Source organism: Citrobacter sp. RHBSTW-00944, from assembly GCF_013615435.1.
Lineage (GTDB): Bacteria > Pseudomonadota > Gammaproteobacteria > Enterobacterales > Enterobacteriaceae > Citrobacter > Citrobacter braakii.
Map to the genome: position 1 here is coordinate 2,134,730 of NZ_CP055418.1, position 18,557 is coordinate 2,153,286.

21 protein-coding genes, 3 tRNA genes and 2 pseudogenes are annotated in these 18,557 nt (G+C 50.3%); 21 read left to right on the plus strand and 5 right to left on the minus strand.

Going from position 1 to position 18,557, the window contains the following annotated elements; translation table 11 throughout:
• Positions 1-43 precede the first annotated feature (43 nt).
• The 6 genes from fliZ to sdiA all read left to right on the plus strand — a co-directional run bounded on the left by fliZ (position 44) and on the right by sdiA (position 4,982).
• Positions 44-595: a flagella biosynthesis regulatory protein FliZ gene (gene fliZ, locus HV334_RS10180; protein ID WP_016153478.1), complete on the plus strand. Its 552-nt coding sequence runs from the start codon at positions 44-46 to the stop codon at positions 593-595.
• 100 nt (positions 596-695) lie between these two features.
• A complete protein-coding gene (gene tcyJ, locus HV334_RS10185; RefSeq protein WP_016156835.1) occupies positions 696-1,496 on the plus strand; it encodes a cystine ABC transporter substrate-binding protein in 801 nt (266 codons plus the stop codon).
• 106 nt (positions 1,497-1,602) lie between these two features.
• Positions 1,603-2,589, plus strand: coding sequence for a D-cysteine desulfhydrase (gene dcyD / locus HV334_RS10190; RefSeq protein WP_016153476.1), 987 nt, complete (start codon positions 1,603-1,605; stop codon positions 2,587-2,589).
• 21 nt (positions 2,590-2,610) lie between these two features.
• Positions 2,611-3,279, plus strand: a complete 669-nt coding sequence (gene tcyL / locus HV334_RS10195; RefSeq protein ID WP_003030474.1) for a cystine ABC transporter permease — start codon at positions 2,611-2,613, stop codon at positions 3,277-3,279.
• Positions 3,276-4,028, plus strand: a complete 753-nt coding sequence (gene tcyN, locus HV334_RS10200) for an L-cystine ABC transporter ATP-binding protein TcyN (protein ID WP_137367473.1) — start codon at positions 3,276-3,278, stop codon at positions 4,026-4,028. The genes tcyL and tcyN overlap by 4 nt, the downstream gene beginning before the upstream one ends.
• A 231-nt stretch (positions 4,029-4,259) precedes the next feature.
• Positions 4,260-4,982 (plus strand): transcriptional regulator SdiA, encoded by a 723-nt coding sequence (gene sdiA, locus HV334_RS10205; protein WP_016156833.1) that lies wholly within the window; start codon positions 4,260-4,262, stop codon positions 4,980-4,982.
• Between the two features lie 66 nt (positions 4,983-5,048).
• On the opposite strand, the gene HV334_RS10210 is transcribed toward sdiA, so the two are convergent.
• Positions 5,049-5,273 carry a DUF2594 family protein gene (locus HV334_RS10210; protein WP_016153474.1) on the minus strand — a complete coding sequence of 75 codons (225 nt, stop codon included), beginning with the start codon at positions 5,271-5,273 and terminating at the stop codon, positions 5,049-5,051.
• Positions 5,274-5,732: 459 nt separating this feature from the next.
• On the opposite strand from HV334_RS10210, the gene uvrY reads away from it, so the two are divergent.
• The 8 genes from uvrY to HV334_RS10255 all read left to right on the plus strand — a co-directional run bounded on the left by uvrY (position 5,733) and on the right by HV334_RS10255 (position 11,959).
• Complete coding sequence (gene uvrY / locus HV334_RS10215; RefSeq protein WP_006684079.1) at positions 5,733-6,389, plus strand: UvrY/SirA/GacA family response regulator transcription factor; 657 nt, start codon at positions 5,733-5,735, stop codon at positions 6,387-6,389.
• Positions 6,386-8,218, plus strand: a complete 1,833-nt coding sequence (gene uvrC, locus HV334_RS10220) for an excinuclease ABC subunit UvrC (protein ID WP_016153473.1) — start codon at positions 6,386-6,388, stop codon at positions 8,216-8,218. The genes uvrY and uvrC overlap by 4 nt, the downstream gene beginning before the upstream one ends.
• Before the next feature lie 55 nt (positions 8,219-8,273).
• Entirely contained in the window at positions 8,274-8,822 is a 549-nt protein-coding gene (pgsA, locus tag HV334_RS10225; RefSeq protein WP_016153472.1) for a CDP-diacylglycerol--glycerol-3-phosphate 3-phosphatidyltransferase, read from the plus strand.
• A 151-nt stretch (positions 8,823-8,973) separates the two neighbouring features.
• Positions 8,974-9,049, plus strand: a tRNA-Gly gene (locus HV334_RS10230).
• Positions 9,050-9,100: 51 nt separating this feature from the next.
• A tRNA-Cys gene (locus HV334_RS10235) sits at positions 9,101-9,174 on the plus strand.
• Positions 9,175-9,186: 12 nt separating this feature from the next.
• Positions 9,187-9,273: transfer RNA gene (locus HV334_RS10240), tRNA-Leu, on the plus strand.
• A gap of 753 nt (positions 9,274-10,026) precedes the next feature.
• Complete coding sequence (gene tnpB / locus HV334_RS10250; protein ID WP_000609174.1) at positions 10,027-10,374, plus strand: IS66 family insertion sequence element accessory protein TnpB; 348 nt, start codon at positions 10,027-10,029, stop codon at positions 10,372-10,374.
• Positions 10,375-10,423: 49 nt separating this feature from the next.
• A complete protein-coding gene (locus HV334_RS10255; RefSeq protein ID WP_001000406.1) occupies positions 10,424-11,959 on the plus strand; it encodes an IS66 family transposase in 1,536 nt (511 codons plus the stop codon).
• Positions 11,960-12,132: 173 nt separating this feature from the next.
• Here HV334_RS10255 and cspH read toward each other — a convergent pair whose 3' ends face one another.
• Positions 12,133-12,345, minus strand: a complete 213-nt coding sequence (gene cspH, locus HV334_RS10260) for a cold shock-like protein CspH (protein ID WP_049040548.1) — start codon at positions 12,343-12,345, stop codon at positions 12,133-12,135.
• Positions 12,346-12,649: 304 nt separating this feature from the next.
• On the opposite strand from cspH, the gene cspA reads away from it, so the two are divergent.
• A complete protein-coding gene (gene cspA / locus HV334_RS10265; protein WP_016153470.1) occupies positions 12,650-12,865 on the plus strand; it encodes an RNA chaperone/antiterminator CspA in 216 nt (71 codons plus the stop codon).
• A gap of 393 nt (positions 12,866-13,258) precedes the next feature.
• Here cspA and HV334_RS25160 read toward each other — a convergent pair whose 3' ends face one another.
• Entirely contained in the window at positions 13,259-13,429 is a 171-nt protein-coding gene (locus tag HV334_RS25160) for a YnfU family zinc-binding protein (RefSeq protein WP_162835200.1), read from the minus strand.
• A gap of 131 nt (positions 13,430-13,560) precedes the next feature.
• Between HV334_RS25160 and HV334_RS25165 the strand changes: the two are divergent.
• Positions 13,561-13,695: pseudogene (locus tag HV334_RS25165) on the plus strand (IS30 family transposase); the annotation flags it as partial.
• Positions 13,696-13,753: 58 nt separating this feature from the next.
• Here the strand turns inward: HV334_RS25165 and arsH are convergent.
• Positions 13,754-14,452, minus strand: coding sequence for an arsenical resistance protein ArsH (gene arsH, locus HV334_RS10270; RefSeq protein ID WP_016153469.1), 699 nt, complete (start codon positions 14,450-14,452; stop codon positions 13,754-13,756).
• Between the two features lie 86 nt (positions 14,453-14,538).
• Here arsH and HV334_RS10275 point away from each other — a divergent pair, with 86 nt between their 5' ends.
• From HV334_RS10275 to HV334_RS10290, 4 genes are all read left to right on the plus strand, one after another.
• Entirely contained in the window at positions 14,539-14,859 is a 321-nt protein-coding gene (locus HV334_RS10275; protein WP_181221625.1) for a transcriptional regulator, read from the plus strand.
• A gap of 44 nt (positions 14,860-14,903) precedes the next feature.
• The gene (locus HV334_RS10280; protein ID WP_047502092.1) at positions 14,904-16,193 is read left to right on the plus strand and encodes an arsenic transporter; all 1,290 of its coding nucleotides are present in this window, start codon (positions 14,904-14,906) and stop codon (positions 16,191-16,193) included.
• Between the two features lie 12 nt (positions 16,194-16,205).
• Positions 16,206-16,631 carry a glutaredoxin-dependent arsenate reductase gene (gene arsC, locus HV334_RS10285; RefSeq protein WP_019077061.1) on the plus strand — a complete coding sequence of 142 codons (426 nt, stop codon included), beginning with the start codon at positions 16,206-16,208 and terminating at the stop codon, positions 16,629-16,631.
• 282 nt (positions 16,632-16,913) lie between these two features.
• On the plus strand, positions 16,914-17,495 hold the full coding sequence (locus tag HV334_RS10290) for a YrbL family protein (protein WP_047502094.1): 582 nt from the start codon (positions 16,914-16,916) through the stop codon (positions 17,493-17,495).
• 333 nt (positions 17,496-17,828) lie between these two features.
• On the opposite strand, the gene HV334_RS10295 is transcribed toward HV334_RS10290, so the two are convergent.
• Positions 17,829-18,170, minus strand: a complete 342-nt coding sequence (locus HV334_RS10295; protein ID WP_181221627.1) for a hypothetical protein — start codon at positions 18,168-18,170, stop codon at positions 17,829-17,831.
• A 233-nt stretch (positions 18,171-18,403) separates the two neighbouring features.
• On the opposite strand from HV334_RS10295, the pseudogene HV334_RS25490 reads away from it, so the two are divergent.
• Positions 18,404-18,553, plus strand: a pseudogene (locus tag HV334_RS25490) (DUF1571 domain-containing protein); the annotation flags it as partial.
• Between the last annotated feature and the right edge of the window lie 4 nt (positions 18,554-18,557).

Sequence of the window (18,557 nt, forward strand, 5' to 3'; positions counted from 1 at the left end):
CCCTGAACAATGCCGCATTACGAATTGACTACCAGGAGTTCTCATGACGGTGCAGCAATCAAAAAGACGGCCTCTAAGCCGCTACCTCAAAGATTTCAAACACAGCCAGACGCATTGCGCCCATTGCTTTAAGTTGCTCGACAGGATCACGCTGGTTCGCCGCGGGCAAATTGTGAATAAAATCGCCATCGCCCGACTGGACACGTTGCTGAATGAAGCAGAGTGGGAACAGGAGAAAAAAGAGTGGGTGGCACTGTGTCGCTTTTGTGGTGATTTGCACTGCAAAGAGCAGAGCGACTTTTTTGACATTATCGGCTTCAAGCAATTTTTATTCGAGCAGACCGAAATGAGTCACGGCACGGTACGCGAATACGTTGTGCGCCTGCGTCGCCTCGGGAATCATCTGACCGAACAAAATATCTCTCACGATCTGCTGCAGGAAGGGTTTCTCGACGAAAACCTTGCCCCGTGGCTACCGGAAACCAGCACCAACAATTACCGCATCGCCTTGCGTAAGTATGAGCAGTTTAAAGCCCATACGCATATGGGACATATGCAGAAATCCTCCTGGACAGCCAGTTCTGATATATATTAAAAACGAATAAGGTGTAACAGAGTCGTGTTTGTGGATCACGGCAAACGCTTTACACTGTAGTCATAAATGATAGTCACTAATGACAATATTCGGGGTAACTATGAAATTAGCACTTCTGGGACGTCAGGCTCTGATGGGTGTAATGGCTGTTGCACTTGTCGCCGGAATGAGCGTGAAGACTTATGCAGATGAAGGTCTGTTAAATAAAGTTAAAGAGCGCGGCACGCTGCTGGTGGGCCTGGAAGGGACCTATCCCCCGTTTAGTTTTCAGGGCGATGACGGCAAGCTGACCGGTTTCGAAGTGGAGTTTGCCGAGGAACTGGCCAAGCATCTTGGAGTGAAAGCCACACTGAAGCCGACCAAATGGGACGGTATGCTGGCTTCTCTTGATTCCAAACGCATTGATGTGGTCATCAACCAGGTGACTATCTCTGATGATCGTAAGAAAAAATACGATTTCTCTACCCCGTATACGGTCTCTGGTATCCAGGCGCTGGTGAAGAAAGGCAATGAAGGCGTTATTAAGACTGCTGCCGATCTGAAAGGTAAAAAAGTCGGCGTGGGTCTGGGAACCAACTATGAAGAGTGGCTGCGCCAGAACGTGCAGGGCGTGGATATTCGTACCTATGATGATGACCCGACCAAATATCAGGATCTGCGTGTAGGTCGTATCGACGCCATCCTGGTTGACCGTCTGGCCGCGCTGGATCTGGTGAAAAAAACCAAGGATACGCTGGCCGTTACCGGTGAAGCATTCTCCCGCCAGGAGTCCGGCGTGGCGCTGCGTAAAGGCAATGAAGATCTGCTGAAAGCGGTGGATGCAGCCATTGCTGAAATGCAGAAAGACGGTTCGCTGAAAGCCCTGTCTGAAAAATGGTTTGGAGCAGATGTGACGAAATAATCGTCATCTGATGAAAAAAGGCGCCTTTAACAGCGCCTTTTTTTATTTCATTGCGCCTGAACGTGCATAATAAAAGAACATCACAACAACGAATACCGGAGGCTGTATGCCGCTGCATAATTTAACGCGCTTTCCACGTCTGGAATTTATTGGCGCGCCAACGCCACTCGAATATCTTCCGCGCCTCTCAGATTACCTCGGGCGCGATATTTTCATTAAACGCGATGACGTCACGCCGATGGCTATGGGCGGCAATAAGCTGCGTAAGCTGGAGTTTCTGGCCGCAGACGCGCTGCGTGAAGGCGCGGATACGCTGATAACCGCGGGTGCGATTCAGTCTAACCACGTTCGTCAGACGGCGGCGGTCGCCGCTAAGCTTGGCCTGCACTGCGTGGCGCTGTTGGAAAATCCGATAGGCACCACTGCCGAAAACTATCTGACCAATGGCAACCGTCTGCTGCTGGACTTGTTTAATACGCAGATTGAAATGTGCGATGCGCTGACCGATCCGAATGCACAGCTGCAGGCGCTGGCGACGCGGATTGAAGCGCAAGGGTTCCGCCCGTATGTGATCCCGGTTGGGGGTTCCAATGCACTGGGTGCGCTGGGCTATGTGGAAAGCGCGCTGGAAATTGCCCAACAGTGTGAAGGGGCCGTTTCGCTCTCTTCCGTAGTGGTGGCCTCGGGTAGTGCGGGAACGCATGCCGGACTGGCCGTGGGCCTGGAGCAATTGATGCCAGACGTCGAACTCATCGGCGTGACCGTCTCACGCAGCGTGGCGGATCAAAAGCCCAAAGTTGTTGCACTGCAGCAGGATATTGCCCGGGAGCTGGAACTGACGGCCTCAGCGGAAATCCTGTTATGGGACGATTATTATGCGCCGGGATACGGTACGCCAAACGAAGAGGGCATGGAGGCGGTAAAACTGCTGGCGCGTCTGGAAGGCATTTTGTTGGATCCGGTGTATACCGGCAAGGCGATGGCGGGTCTGATTGATGGCATCAGCCAGAAACGCTTCAAGGATGAAGGGCCAATTCTCTTTATTCATACTGGTGGGGCGCCTGCGCTGTTTGCCTACCATCCTCACGTGTAACGACCAGGTAGAAAAACGCTAATGCATGAAAGTATCCAACTGGTGATTGATTCTCTGCCGTATCTGCTCAAGGGCGCAGTTTTTACGCTGCAACTGAGTATCGGTGGGATGTTCTTTGGTCTCGTGCTGGGTTTTATCCTGGCGCTGATGCGTCTGTCGCCGCTGCTGCCTGTGCGCTGGCTGGCGCGCTTTTATATCTCTATCTTTCGCGGAACGCCGTTGATTGCCCAGCTGTTCATGATCTATTACGGTCTGCCGCAGTTTGGTATTGAGCTTGATCCTATTCCGGCGGCGATGATTGGCTTATCGCTTAATACGGCGGCCTACGCAGCGGAAACGCTGCGTGCGGCAATCTCCTCCATCGACAAAGGGCAGTGGGAAGCGGGTGCCAGTATTGGTATGACGCGGTGGCAAACCATGCGCCGGGCAATCCTGCCGCAGGCTGCGCGGGTTGCGCTCCCACCGCTGAGTAACAGCTTTATCAGCCTGGTGAAAGACACCTCTCTGGCCGCGACTATTCAGGTACCGGAACTGTTCCGTCAGGCGCAGTTGATTACCTCGCGTACGCTGGAGGTATTCACGATGTATCTGGCAGCCTCGTTGATTTATTGGGTGATGGCGACGGTGCTTTCTGCACTGCAAAACTATTTTGAAGAGCAACTGAATCGCCAGGAGAGAGAGCCGAAATGAGTGCTATCGAAGTCAGAAACCTGGTCAAAAAATTCCATGGGCAAACGGTGCTGCATGGGATCGATCTTGACGTCAAACCCGGTGAAGTTGTGGCGATTATCGGGCCGAGCGGCTCGGGCAAAACTACGCTGCTGCGCAGTATTAATTTGCTGGAGCAACCGGAGGCGGGCACCATTAAGGTGGGTGAGATTACCATTGATACCGCGCGTTCGTTAACTCAGCAGAAAGGTCTGATTCGTCAGTTGCGCCAGCACGTGGGCTTTGTGTTCCAGAACTTTAATTTGTTCCCGCATCGCACGGTGCTGGAAAACATTATTGAAGGTCCGGTGATTGTTAAAGGCGAACCGAAAGCCGAAGCGACAACCCGAGCGCGCGAACTGCTGGCGAAAGTCGGGTTGGCCGGTAAAGAAACTAGCTATCCGCGGCGTTTGTCCGGCGGGCAGCAGCAGCGCGTGGCTATTGCCCGGGCATTGGCGATGCGACCTGAGGTTATTCTTTTTGATGAACCGACCTCCGCGCTTGATCCTGAACTGGTTGGTGAGGTACTTAATACCATCCGCCAACTGGCGCAGGAAAAACGCACCATGGTGATTGTGACGCATGAAATGAGCTTTGCGCGCGACGTTGCCGATCGGGCGATATTTATGGATCAAGGACGGATAGTGGAGCAGGGGCCAGCTAAATCCTTATTCACGCATCCGCAGCAACCGCGAACCCGTCAGTTTCTTGAAAAGTTTCTGATGCAATAAATAGTGCATGCAGCACTCGTCGAAATTGTTTTTTGACGAGTGTTGTTCGCATAACTATTTATAATTATTGCTTTATTATTAACTCCCAATACTGTTACTTCCTGCCGTCGTTGAGTAATGCTCAAGTAATTGACCATTTGTCCGATAATTTGCATATATAAAATACATTTATGTGTTAGCTTGTTTCATATGTTTGGATGATTATCAATCTCAGGGGTATTACCACTTAGTATGCAGGGTCATGATTTCTTCACCTGGCGACGGAGTATGCTGTTACGCTTTCAGGAAATGGCGACGGCAGAGGATGTCTATAATGAATTACAACAACAGACGCAGCATTTAGAGTTCGATTTTTACGCGCTCTGTGTTCGTCATCCCGTACCTTTTACCCGACCTAAAACGTCGCTTCACACGACCTATCCCAAAGCATGGGTGGCGCATTATCAGTCCGAGAATTATTTCGCTATTGATCCGGTGCTGAAGCCTGAAAACTTCAGTCAGGGGCATTTACCCTGGAACGATACCTTATTTCGCGATGCACAGCCCCTGTGGGATGCCGCGCGCAATCACGGTTTACGTAAAGGGATGACGCAATGCTTAATGTTGCCTAATCGGGCGTTGGGTTTTTTATCGGTATCGCGTGCAAGTGTCCGTAATAGTCGCTTTGCAAACGATGAGGTAGAGCTCAGGATGCAACTGCTGGTGCGGGAAAGCTTGTCGGTACTGACGCGGCTGCAAGATGACATGGTCATGGCGCCAGAGATGCGCTTTAGCAAGCGGGAAAAAGAGATATTGAAATGGACGGCAGAGGGGAAAACCTCTTCAGAGATAGCGATTATTCTGTCGATTTCTGAAAATACCGTTAACTTTCACCAGAAAAATATGCAAAAGAAATTTAATGCACCCAACAAAACGCAGATCGCCTGTTATGCCGCGGCAACCGGGCTGATCTGAGTAAATTATCGTTCTGAGTGTCAGACGCAAACCCGGCTGAGAGCATCGCTGTCAGCCGGGTTCTTATTACTGGCGGTAGGCCTGTTTAATTTGCTTAACAGTGCTGGAAAATACCGCAGCCTGTGATTGATCTTCAATCAGCGCGATCTGTTTTTCCATTTTAAGAATCACGCGCCCTGCATCGGCTTGGCCCATTGCCTGCAGCATCAGCGTTAACATGGCTTTCAGGCAGGTGACTTCGTTGGCCAGTTCCTGGTTATTCTCAGCAGTGGAAAAGTCAGGCGTACTCATTTATTTTCCTCGTTATGTTTCAATGAAAAAGTGCGATGTCAAATCTTAAGGCGCCGGAGTATACCATAAGCGAGGCTAAAAATATCAGCGGTTGTTTTCTGCGCAAACATAAGCCGCGGACATTAAAATAAACAACATGTTGCACTGCATATATTTTCTCCATCTGTTGTTTATTTCGAGTATTTTACTCGTTAATTATTGTTACAACTTTAGCTGCCTATTTTGCATTCAACGGACGAATATGAATTTTTTGTCACTATTCTGAAACAGCTATGCAGATATAACCGTGGCAAAAGGTTGCCATAACAGAAAGTTTCCACTCGTCGTACCTTCTAATTTCCAAAAACGAGAGCAAAATCGAAAGACGGGCGTTTTTTACATTTCAAAGTTGAGATAAAACCCGTTAACATAGGACCGATTAACTATCGGTAGCGTTATCCCTATTCTGGAGATATTCCTTTGATCAACGTTTTTCTTGTTGATGACCACGAACTGGTGCGCGCAGGGATACGACGCATTCTTGAAGATATAAAAGGCATTAAAGTTGTCGGCGAGGCGTGCTGCGGTGAAGATGCGGTAAAATGGTGCCGCTCAAATTCCGTTGACGTTGTGCTGATGGACATGAATATGCCCGGTATTGGTGGCCTTGAGGCAACGCGTAAAATTGCGCGTTCAACGGCTGACATTAAAGTGATCATGCTGACTGTCCATACCGAAAACCCGTTACCTGCAAAAGTCATGCAGGCGGGAGCCGCGGGCTATCTCAGTAAGGGGGCTGCGCCCCAGGAGGTCGTGAGTGCGATTCGTTCGGTTTATTCTGGCCAACGTTATATTGCCTCCGATATCGCTCAGCAGATGGCGCTTAGCCAGATTGAGCCTGAGAAAACGGAAACCCCGTTTGCCAGTTTGTCTGAACGTGAGTTGCAGATTATGCTGATGATCACCAAAGGTCAGAAGGTCAATGAGATCTCAGAGCAACTGAATCTTAGTCCTAAAACGGTGAACAGCTATCGCTATCGAATGTTCAGTAAATTAAACATTCACGGCGATGTTGAGCTGACTCACCTGGCAATTCGCCATGGCCTGTGTAATGCGGAGACATTAACAAGCCAGTGACCGATCAGTTTGATGCCAAAGCGTTCCTGAAAACCGTGACCAGTCAGCCCGGCGTTTATCGTATGTATGATGACGCCGGGACGGTCATCTACGTCGGGAAAGCGAAAGACCTGAAAAAAAGACTTTCCAGCTACTTCCGTAGCAACCTCGCATCGCGTAAGACCGAAGCACTGGTCGCGCAAATACAGCAGATTGATGTCACGGTAACGCACACCGAAACCGAGGCGTTATTGCTTGAGCACAACTACATCAAGCTGTATCAGCCGCGTTATAACGTTTTGCTGCGAGACGATAAATCCTATCCTTTTATTTTCCTCAGCGGCGATACCCATCCTCGCCTGGCAATGCATCGCGGGGCCAAGCATGCCAAAGGCGAGTACTTTGGACCGTTTCCTAACGGCTACGCCGTACGCGAAACGCTGGCGTTGCTGCAGAAAATCTTCCCTATTCGTCAGTGCGAAAATAGTGTTTATCGCAATCGCTCGCGGCCCTGTCTGCAATATCAGATTGGCCGCTGCCTCGGTCCGTGTGTGGCGGGCCTGGTGAGTGAGGAAGAGTATGCGCAGCAGGTTGATTACGTTCGTCTGTTCCTGTCCGGGAAAGACGATCAGGTATTAACGCAGCTGATCGCCCGGATGGAAAAGGCCAGCCAAAATCTCGAGTTTGAAGAGGCTGCCCGCATTCGTGACCAAATTCAGGCCGTACGCCGCGTGACCGAAAAACAGTTTGTCTCTAATACCGGAGACGATCTGGACGTCATCGGCGTGGCGTTTGACGCTGGCATGGCCTGTGTGCACGTGCTGTTTATTCGCCAGGGTAAAGTGTTAGGCAGTCGTAGCTATTTCCCGAAAGTCCCAGGTGGAACAGAACTCGGCGAGGTCGTTGAAACCTTTGTCGGACAGTTTTATCTGCAGGGAAGTCAGATGCGCACCTTACCCGGTGAGATCCTGCTCGATTTTAATCTTAGCGATAAAACCCTGCTGGCAGACTCTCTGTCTGAGCTGGCCGGGCGGAAGATCAACGTTCAGACGAAACCGCGAGGCGATCGCGCGCGGTATCTGAAGCTGGCGCGTACCAACGCGGCGGTGGCGTTAACCACAAAACTTTCCCAGCAGTCGACCATTACTCAACGCCTGACGGCGCTGGCATCAGTACTCAAGTTACCCGCAGTAAAACGCATGGAGTGCTTTGATATCAGCCACACGATGGGTGAGCAGACGGTAGCCTCCTGCGTGGTATTCGATGCCAATGGACCACTGCGCGCCGAGTATCGCCGCTATAACATCACGGGTATTACGCCGGGTGATGATTATGCGGCAATGAATCAGGTTCTCCGCCGGCGCTACGGTAAGGCGATTGAAGAAAGTAAGATTCCGGACGTCATATTGATCGACGGCGGGAAAGGTCAACTGGGGCAGGCGAAAGCCGTTTTTGCTGAGCTGGACGTGCCCTGGGACAAACAGCACCCGCTTTTGTTGGGCGTGGCAAAAGGGGCCGATCGTAAAGCTGGTCTGGAAACGCTGTTCTTTGAGCCGGAAGGTGAGGGCTTTAGCCTTCCGCCGGATTCGCCAGCTTTGCACGTTATCCAGCATATCCGCGATGAATCTCACGATCATGCGATTAGCGGGCACCGTAAAAAACGGGCGAAGGTGAAAAGTACCAGCACGCTGGAGACTATTGAAGGTGTCGGGCCGAAGCGTCGGCAGATGTTGTTGAAATATATGGGCGGTTTGCAAGGTCTTCGTAACGCGAGTATTGAAGAAATTGCAAAAGTGCCGGGTATTTCGCAAGCTCTGGCAGAAAAGATCTTCTACTCGTTGAAACATTAGGCCCTCTGTAGCAACATAGGGGTAATTTTACTGACAACAGATAGTTATCCGTCATATGCAATTTAATATCCCTACGTTGCTCACGCTGTTTCGCGTCATCCTGATCCCATTCTTTGTATTGGCTTTTTATCTGCCATTCACCTGGGCTCCCTTCGTTTGTGCGCTGATCTTCTGTATTGCGGCGGTCACCGACTGGTTTGACGGCTATCTGGCGCGTCGCTGGAACCAAAGCACGCGTTTTGGCGCCTTCCTCGATCCGGTCGCTGATAAGGTGCTGGTGGCTATCGCGATGGTGCTGGTGACCGAGCACTATCACAGTTGGTGGGTAACGCTTCCTGCCGCCACGATGATCGCGCGTGAAATTATTATCTCTGCGCTGCGTGAGTGGATGGCTGAACTGGGTAAACGTAGCAGTGTGGCGGTGTCCTGGATCGGCAAAGTGAAAACCACTTCGCAAATGGCCGCGCTCGCATGGCTGCTGTGGCGTCCAAATATTTGGGTAGAGTACGCCGGGATCGCACTTTTCTTCGTCGCCGCGATACTGACGTTGTGGTCAATGTTCCAGTATTTGAGCGCTGCGTGGGGAGATTTGCTTGAACAGTGATCGTTTCGGCGCAAATTTCAGCAAACGATCGTCAGTGGTGAAAAATATCGTTGACTCATTGCGTCAGGTAAGTAGAATGCAACGCATCGAACGGCAGCACTGATTGCCAGACGATAACAAAATCAAGTGATTAACAAAGTTACTTGATGATGCGGGAATAGCTCAGTTGGTAGAGCACGACCTTGCCAAGGTCGGGGTCGCGAGTTCGAGTCTCGTTTCCCGCTCCAAATTAAAGACATCGGCAATAGCGGATGTCGGCTGAAAAGCCAGAAGATTTCGGCGCGTTAGCAAAGCGGTTATGTAGCGGATTGCAAATCCGTCTAGTCCGGTTCGACTCCGGAACGCGCCTCCAATTTCTTCCCGAGCCCGGATGGTGGAATCGGTAGACACAAGGGATTTAAAATCCCTCGGCGTTCGCGCTGTGTGGGTTCAAGTCCCACTCCGGGTACCATGGGAAAGAAAAGAATAATCAAAGCAATAAGCAGTGTCGTGAAACCACCTACGGGTGGTTTTTTTGTGTCTGAAATTTCCTGCTTCTCGCGCAGCGAACCTTCAAGATCAGAAATCCCCTGGCTTTCATCCTTTGTGCATCACAGGCATTTGGGGTGTGACGCAAGCATATCACCCTGACGGGCTCAACACAGGTACGCCAACGCGATTGCAACTCTTACCGGTCTATTTGCACCATCAATATGCGGTGAACTAACAGATTAGATGAAAACAAGCAGAGTCACTATCAGCGTAAGCGTCGTCTGAGTACCGTCTGGTCCCGAATCCAGGATCCTTTAACTTAAGCACCCACTTATTTTGCAGGTGGACACCTCATGCGCGCTAAAGAAAGACTTCCCCGGAAACACTATTCCCCTGAATTCAAAATGGAACTGGTCAGGCTGGCTCTTGAAGAAGAAGGCAGTATTGCCGCACTGGCCCGGAAACATGACGTCAATGATAACCTGCTCTTTAAATGGATAAGGCTCTGGCAGCGTGAAGGGCGGGTCTGTCGGCCCCGAAAAAACTCATCGTCGCTTCCTGCCCTGATACCCGTGCAGCTTCAGGCGGGCTCTTCTCTCCCAACCTTCGAACTACCATCCTGCTCTCCTCCCGCTACCTGCCACATAAAATGTCGGGGAGGAGAAATAACACTGACTCATCCCTCTGCTGAACTCATGAGCACTGTCCTGCGCGAACTGATGCGGGGGCCGGTATGATAAATCTTCCCGCAGGCACAAAAATCTGGCTGGTTGCCGGTATCACCGATATGCGCAACGGCTTCAATGGCCTCGCCGCAAAGGTGCAGACCGCGCTGAAAGATGACCCGATGTCCGGCCACGTCTTCATCTTCCGGGGACGCAGCGGCAGTCAGGTAAAACTGCTCTGGTCCACCGGCGATGGTCTGTGCCTGCTGACAAAGCGACTGGAACGTGGTCGCTTCGCCTGGCCCTCAGCCCGCGATGGCAAAGTGTTCCTGACGCCGGCGCAACTGGCGATGCTGATGGAAGGTATCGACTGGCGACAGCCAAAGCGGTTACTGACATCCCTGACCATGTTGTAGCGCTCTTTATCCTGGTTGTCGCAGAATAAGCCTGGTAAAATACAGGCTTATGAACGATACCTCTTCTGACGACATCCTTCTGCTGAAACAGCGCCTGGCCGAACAGGAAGCGTTGATCCACGCCCTGCAGGAAAAGCTGAGCAACCGGGAACGCGAAATAGACCATCTGCAGGCGCAACTGGATAAGCTGCGCCGGATGAACTTCGGCAGTCGTTCCGAAAAGGTATCCCGCCGTATCGCGCAAATGGAAGCTGACCTGAACCTGCTGCAGCAGGAAAGCGATACGCTGACCGGCCGGGTGGATGACCCGGCAGTGCAGCGCCCGCTGCGTCAGACCCGCACCCGCAAACCGTTCCCTGAGTCACTCCCACGGGATGAGAAGCGGCTGCTGCCGACTGAGCCGTGTTGCCCGGAGTGCGGTGGTTCGCTGAGTTACCTGGGTGAGGATGCCGCCGAACAGCTGGAGCTGATGCGCAGCGCCTTCCGGGTTATCCGGACAGTCCGTGAAAAGCATGCCTGCCGTCGGTGCGATCGCATCGTTCAGGCCCCGGCTCCTTCGCGCCCCATCGAACGGGGGATCGCCGGACCGGGGCTGCTGGCCCGAGTGCTGACCTCAAAGTATGCAGAGCACACACCGCTGTATCGCCAGTCGGAGATCTATGCCCGCCAGGGTGTAGTGTTGAGTCGTTCTGTACTGTCGGGCTGGGTGGATGCGTGTTGTCGTCTGCTGGCACCGCTGGATGAAGCCCTTCAGCACTATGTCCTGACCGACGGCAAACTCCATGCTGACGATACGCCTGTCCCGGTGCTGTTGCCGGGCAATAAGAAGACGAAGACCGGGCGCTTATGGACGTACGTTCGAGACGACCGCAACGCCGGATCAGCGCTGGCCCCCGCAGTGTGGTTCGCTTACAGCCCGGACAGAAAAGGTATCCACCCTCAGACCCATCTTGCAGGCTTCAGTGGCGTACTGCAGGCTGATGCCTACGCCGGGTTCAACGAGCTCTACCGCGACGGCCATATAAAGGAAGCCGCGTGCTGGGCCCATGCCCGCCGAAAAATCCACGATGTTCACGTCCGTACCCCGTCAGCCCTGACGGAGGAGGCGCTGAAACGGATCGGCGAGCTGTATGCCATCGAGTCGGAGCTCAGAGGTAAAAGAGCAGAGGAACGGCAGGCAGTCCGGCACCAAAAAGTGCTGCCGCTGCTGGCGTCACTGGAGGGGTGGCTGCGGGAGAAACAGAAAACCCTCTCAAGGCACTCAGAACTGGCGAAGGCGTTCGGGTATGCGCTGAACCAGTGGCCGGCGCTGACCCGCTATGCAGAAGATGGCTGGGTGGAGGTGGATAATAACATTGCCGAAAACGCCCTACGACTGGTCAGTCTGGGGAGAAAAAACTGGCTGTTCTTCGGCTCGGATCATGGTGGTGAGCGCGGTGCGTCACTGTACAGTCTTATCGGGACGTGCAAATTAAACGGCGTGGATCCGGAACGCTATCTGCATCATGTACTTGATGTCATCGCCGACTGGCCTGTGAACCGGGTGGGTGCTCTGCTCCCGTGGCGGGTTACTCTGCCTGCCTGACCAGCTTCACTTCGTCAATACGGTTCTCACTGCACGCTTACCTATCAGCGTGCAGCATGAGCTCTTAAGGCCTGTCAGCCAGTCGTTGAGATAGATTTTCTGATACATATGAAACTCTCCCTGTTTTGAAATTCTTTTTTATGATTCCAGAAGTCAGGAGGGGCGGCTACAGGTCATGAGAGATAAACGTTCGCAGCCGAGGGGCCTCGAAGACCATTTATTCGACAAAACTCAACGCGTAATCCGGGGATGAGTACTTCTGAGTCACGGAGACTTAAGGCTGAAATGTGAAGCTGTACATCTTTGCGACCATCGGAGGGGGAGATAAGGCCTTTACCGCTCTTGCAGTCAAAGGCTTTGACAATTCCTGTCATTTTACGAGACAAAAAAATTCCTTAAAGCTAATAACGTGTTGCACTATACACATACCCCTGGATAATGCCAGAAATATTTTTCAGCAATCGTGAGATCTGGATAGCTAAAATAAACATTGATTATTATATACGCCCGTGCGTTAATGGTCGCGTCGGTTTGAAGAACAGACAAAATACAAAGTAGTTTACTAAAGCAGTTCTCATTTCAGGTGTTTTATATTTATCCCTTCTTTGAGTCTCCCCACTAAGCACTAAGCACTAAGTAGTTTCTGTAATAAAACCATGTTCGCCGGAAGGCCAAATTAAGGAATACAAAATGTCAAAAAAGATGAATGGTTTAGTAAAATGGTTTAATGCCGATAAGGGATTCGGTTTTATTTCTCCTGTGGACGGTAGTAAAGATTTATTTGTACATTTTTCTGCTATCCAGAGCGATAATTTCCGCACCTTGTTTGAAGGGCAAAAAGTCTCATACTCCATTGAGAATGGTACTAAAGGTCCGGTTGCTGGCAATGTAGTTATTACAGAGTAAATCCTTTTTTTGTCTGTATGCGATAACGAAGAAGGCTAAAGCCTGAGTAGACATACTGACAAAAGCAATGAATGTATTGTTGGGTCAGTAGAGATGAAATGTTACTGATCCGGCATTCAGGGCAATGGTCAGCATATTTCATCTCTCTTTTGCATGAGAAAGTATGCTGACCATTGTGATTACGTGTAGGTCGCTGCACGAAAAGTCTAACCACTTGCTTTGCACGACAACATACGCAAGAGGATAGCTTTTCCCAGATATCACCATAATTTTTATTTTTTAAATATGAAAATACTAAACCCGCAGCCAGCGGGTTTTCTGTTATCTGTAGCTTGATAAATATTAAAATACAGAGGTGGTGATTCTGTTCCAGAAATAGAGTCTAAAACGGATTCAGGCTGCTTCTTTTTGGTTTGTCTGGAATACTTTATTGCAATGAGGACAGATTAAAAGAGAACCTTTTTGTACTCTTGAAAAACTGTGTTCAGATTGTTGGGTACAGTTTGGGCAGGTGCATTTGACAAGATAGTTGCGGCGTGATTTAGAGTCTTTACGTTCTGACATAGGCTTTTCCTTGAGTGGATGAACTTCAACCATACCCTAATTCGTCCAAAAAATCTTAACTTTATGATGTTTTGGATATGTAAATATAAAGAAAAGGTATCGCAAAGAGCCTGATGATAAGGGCGGCTTCCCAAATTTATTTCTGTAATCCTCAATCTCCCTGGCTGCGTGGTTCTAATGAAAATACGAACAGATTGCTCAGACAGTATTTTTTAAAAGGAGCTGGCTTATCGGTTCGCAGCCAGCAAAGAATTAACATTGTTGCATCCAGCGGTTGAACGCACAGCAAAAAGCGGACGTTTTTGAGCTCAGTAAAAAAGGACGTTATATTTTCGCCTGATTGACGCGGGATGAAAGCTCCTGATGGCTCTCTTTTCGTTCGCTGTAGCGATCGGCAAGGTAATCGGTTTGACCCTTGAGCAGCAGCGTGATTTTAAACAACTCCTCGGCGACATCGACGATACGATCATACCAGGACGAAGGTTTCATTCGCCCGTTCTCATCGAATTCTTGCCAGGCTTTGGCTACTGAGGACTGGTTAGGGATCGTGAACATCCTCATCCAGCGCCCAAGGATACGCATCTGGTTCACGGCGTTAAAAGATTGCGACCCGCCGCAGACCTGCATCACCGCCAGTGTTTTTCCCTGTGAAGGGCGAACGGCCCCTTCGCTTAAGGGTATCCAGTCGATCTGTGCCTTCATCACCGCACTCATTGCCCCATGCCGCTCCGGGGAACTCCACACCATCCCATCACACCATCTGACCAGCTCGCGCAGCTCGGTGACTTTTGGGTGCGTATCTGGGGCATCATCCGGCAGGGGTAAACCTGAGGGGTTAAACAGTCTTACTTCCGCTCCCATCGCCGTCAGCAGGCGTCCCGCTTCTTCTGCGGCAAAGCGACTGTAAGAACGCTCTCTTACCGAGCCATACAGGATCAGTATGCGTGGCGGCTCCTGGAGCTGCAGGCGTTCAGCAATCTGCTGATCGAAGCAATCAGCATTCAGTGCAGGAAAGTGTTCCATTTTTTACTCCTCCGGGAGGTTCTGTGATTTCAAATTCAACACATATGATTTATCATATATGTATTCTAAAGGGAACGGAGTAAAAAATGCTACAGCCTGTTCAGCTTTTTAAAATCCTGTCGGATGAAACCCGTCTCGCGATTGTTATGCTTCTCCGGGAATCCGGCGAACTGTGCGTATGCGATATATGCGCGGCGACCTCTGAATCACAGCCTAAAATTTCTCGCCACATGGCTATTCTGCGTGAAGCAGAGCTGGTGCTTGACCGCCGGGAAGGCAAATGGATTCACTACCGTCTGTCTCCCCACATGCCAGCGTGGGCCTATGAGACGATCACGACGTCCTGGCAGTGTCTGAGGAAAGATGTGGGTGAATGGCTGAAAAAATCAGCCTGCACATCCTGTTGAGAGAATTTGTCATATTCACATAATCATATATAAAGGAATCTAAAATGCTTTTGGCAGGTAGTATTTTTATACTGACGCTGGTCCTGGTCATCTGGCAGCCCAGAGGTCTCAGCATTGGCTGGAGCGCAAGTATCGGAGCCTTACTGGCACTGGGGACGGGGGTCATCCACATTGATGATATTCCCGTAGTCTGGAATATCGTCTGGAACGCAACAGCGGCATTCATCGCGGTGATTATCATCAGCCTGCTGCTTGATGAGTCCGGTTTCTTTGAATGGGCCGCGCTGCATGTCTCCCGCTGGGGTAACGGGCGTGGTCGCCTGCTGTTTACCTGGATAATACTGCTTGGCGCTGCTGTTGCTGCGCTGTTTGCTAACGACGGTGCAGCACTGATACTGACGCCGATTGTGATTGCGATGCTGCTCGCCCTGGGGTTCAGCCAGGCGACGACGCTGGCCTTTGTCATGGCTGCAGGATTTATCGCAGATACTGCCAGCCTGCCGCTGATTGTCTCTAACCTGGTCAATATTGTCTCGGCGGATTTCTTCGGCCTGGGCTTTACACAGTATGCCTCCGTGATGGTCCCTGTGAACCTGGCGGCCATTGCTGCCACGCTGGTCATGCTCCATCTCTTCTTCCGCCGCGATATCCCGGCCAGATATGACGTTTCACTGCTCAAGATGCCTGCCAGTGCGATTAAAGATCCGGCGACGTTCAGGGCGGGCTGGATTGTTCTGCTGTTCCTGCTGGTCGGTTTCTTTGTTCTGGAGCCGCTGGGGATCCCTGTAAGCGCGATAGCAGCAGTTGGGGCTGCGGTGCTGTTCGTGGTAGCCAAGCGTGGCCACGCCATTAATACCGGGAAAGTGCTGCGTGGGGCGCCCTGGCAGATCGTGATTTTCTCGCTGGGTATGTATATGGTCGTCTACGGCCTGCGTAATGCAGGACTCACCGAGTATCTTTCTGCTGTACTCAATATGCTGGCAGACAAAGGTTTATGGGCTGCCACGTTCGGTACCGGCTTCCTGACTGCCTTCCTGTCGTCTGTGATGAACAATATGCCGACGGTGCTGATTGGTGCATTATCCATTGACGGGAGTGCTGCGACCGGCGTCGTCAAAGAGGCGATGATTTATGCCAATGTGATTGGCTGCGATTTAGGTCCTAAAATCACCCCGATAGGCAGTCTGGCAACTCTGCTGTGGCTTCATGTGTTGGCACAGAAAAATATGACCATCACCTGGGGATATTACTTCCGCACCGGCATTATCATGACTCTGCCCGTGCTGTTCGTCACGCTGGCCGCGCTGGCGTGGCGGCTCTCTGTCACTTTGTAATGAGATACTGATATGAGCAACATTACCATCTATCACAACCCGGCCTGTGGCACCTCGCGTAACACGCTGGAGATGATCCGTAACAGCGGTAACGAACCAACTATTATTTATTATCTCGATACGCCCCCGACTCGTGATGAACTGACCAAACTGATTTCAGATATGGGCATTTCAGTACGCGCATTGCTGCGCAAGAACGTTGAACCTTATGAGCAATTGGGTCTTGATGAGGATAAGTTTTCTGATGAGCAGTTGATCGATTTTATGATTCAGCATCCGATCCTGATTAATCGACCGATTGTTGTGACGCCGCTTGGCACGCGTCTTTGTCGTCCCTCAGAAATTGTGCTGGATATTTTACCTGAAGGTCAGAAAGGCTCTTTTACCAAAGAGGATGGCGAAAAGGTCATTGACGAAACAGGGAAACGGGTTAAGTAATCTTTCCGCTTAATAGTATCGGGTGCCTGTTGACTTCATACCGGGGTCTACTCTTGGCTGATAACCCTCGTTCACGACTGGAGAAGCGTATTTGCGGGGGTATCAAAACAGGTTCATTAGCCTGCCCACTTGCCAGAAGAGACATTTGTCTCACTCCGAATGCATTTCGTTTATCAATTATTGAAATAAATATATACATAATAGTTTTTGATTAGCAGAACTTACCGATGCAGGTCAGTTGAGGCAATTTCATTTCCCTTATGGTAAGAGTCAAAAACTATCATGAAACAAGAGCTTGTATTGACAGATGAAGACTTACTTGCACGAGGTAACGATCGTTACGTCTTTCAGCATCCACAGGATAGTAACCTGCTGATCAAAATCGTTATTTCAGATATTGCGAACTATAAAAGCAAGTTACGGGAAGTCTTCCGGGACCTCAAAGAATGCAAGCCTGGTCATCAAACAGACTCTCTTTATATGCAAAAGATCGAAGGTCTTGTTGAAACAAATAAAGGTCTAGGGCAGATCACTGTGAAGGAGTGCGATGAGCATGGCAACATTGCTCAAACTCTTTATCAGCTTGCTCTCAAAAAAGAACTCGATGACAGCAAATTGCAGAAGTTGAATGCTTTTTTAGCATGGTTTGTCAGCACCAAAGTCATTATTAACTCCTTGCATTGTAAAAACATTGTTTATGCCTGGGATAGCGAGCGTCAGGATTATCGCTTCAAAGTCATTGACGGGTTTGGTGACAAAACGTTTTTTCAACTCAGTAAGCTTTCGCAATCAGTTCGCGATAAGAATAAAATCAAATGTCTCAAGCGGATGCTTAACGATTTGAACGGTCTGCAACAAGCTTAACCACGCAGATTAAAAATAATCGAATCACCAGTTTTCTGTTGCCGGACTTCCGATCCCGCATACCTGATTAACACAGGTGTTTACGCAGAAGTAAGTTACATATTAACTTCTTGAAAAATATCCTGAACTGCTCGGCGTTCGTGCTGTGTGGGGGCAAATCCCACACCGGTACCATGGGAAAGAATAGAACAATAAAAGCAATAAGCAGTGTCGCGAAACCACCTACGGGTGGTTTTTTTGTGCCGGCTTTTGACGAACCATAGGTATTTTGCGTCAAGTAAGCCAGCCAGATACGTTAAGCCGCCCGCTACACACTCCCCATTGCCAATCAATCTATCGACGAATCGGTGCATTAAACATAAACCTTCCCCGAGCAGGGTTGTTAATAAAGCCATCCCGGGCGGGATTATAGTTGTGGTCCTGAAAACCATTCATCATGATGGGATCGCCTATGCCATCCTGAATCGCCAAATGTCTGTGGATTCGGTTACGTGTCCTGAATGTGAAAGCGAAATCATCCGTCCCGCCAATGATGGTGACGCCATGTCCTGCAAGAAGTGCCGCGCTTAACTCTTGCTCTCTTGCGGCCTGGTTTTGTAACGCGCTGGCTGCGGCAGACGATGACGCCAGCAGGAATACGAGGACGGCGCATGAAAATACCGGGGGCAGTTTCATGATTAATGCTCATTAAAAGTACGGTTATTAAAGTATAGTCTTATGTTGTCATCTCATCTGAATAGAAAATGAACAATTTAAGCCTGTAGCCTGTACGGAGTCTGAGGGGGCGGGAGAAGAGAGCCGCGCAATTAAGAACTATAATAAAAACAGTCGACAGCTGATGACTCCAGTTTGCAGATAGTACCGATACAGGGGGCGGTTATGCGCATCTCATTTTCTCCGCGAGTTGCGTTCACCGCTACGACATCTGGCTGGATAATTATCACGGACTCCCTGCCAAAGTGATCAGCTATGCGCCAGATGGGCAGCGATTAGAAACTGTTCTTCTGGATGCTATGGTTATCAACACCCGTTTCCCCGTCAATTTTTTCACGCCTTGAGGGA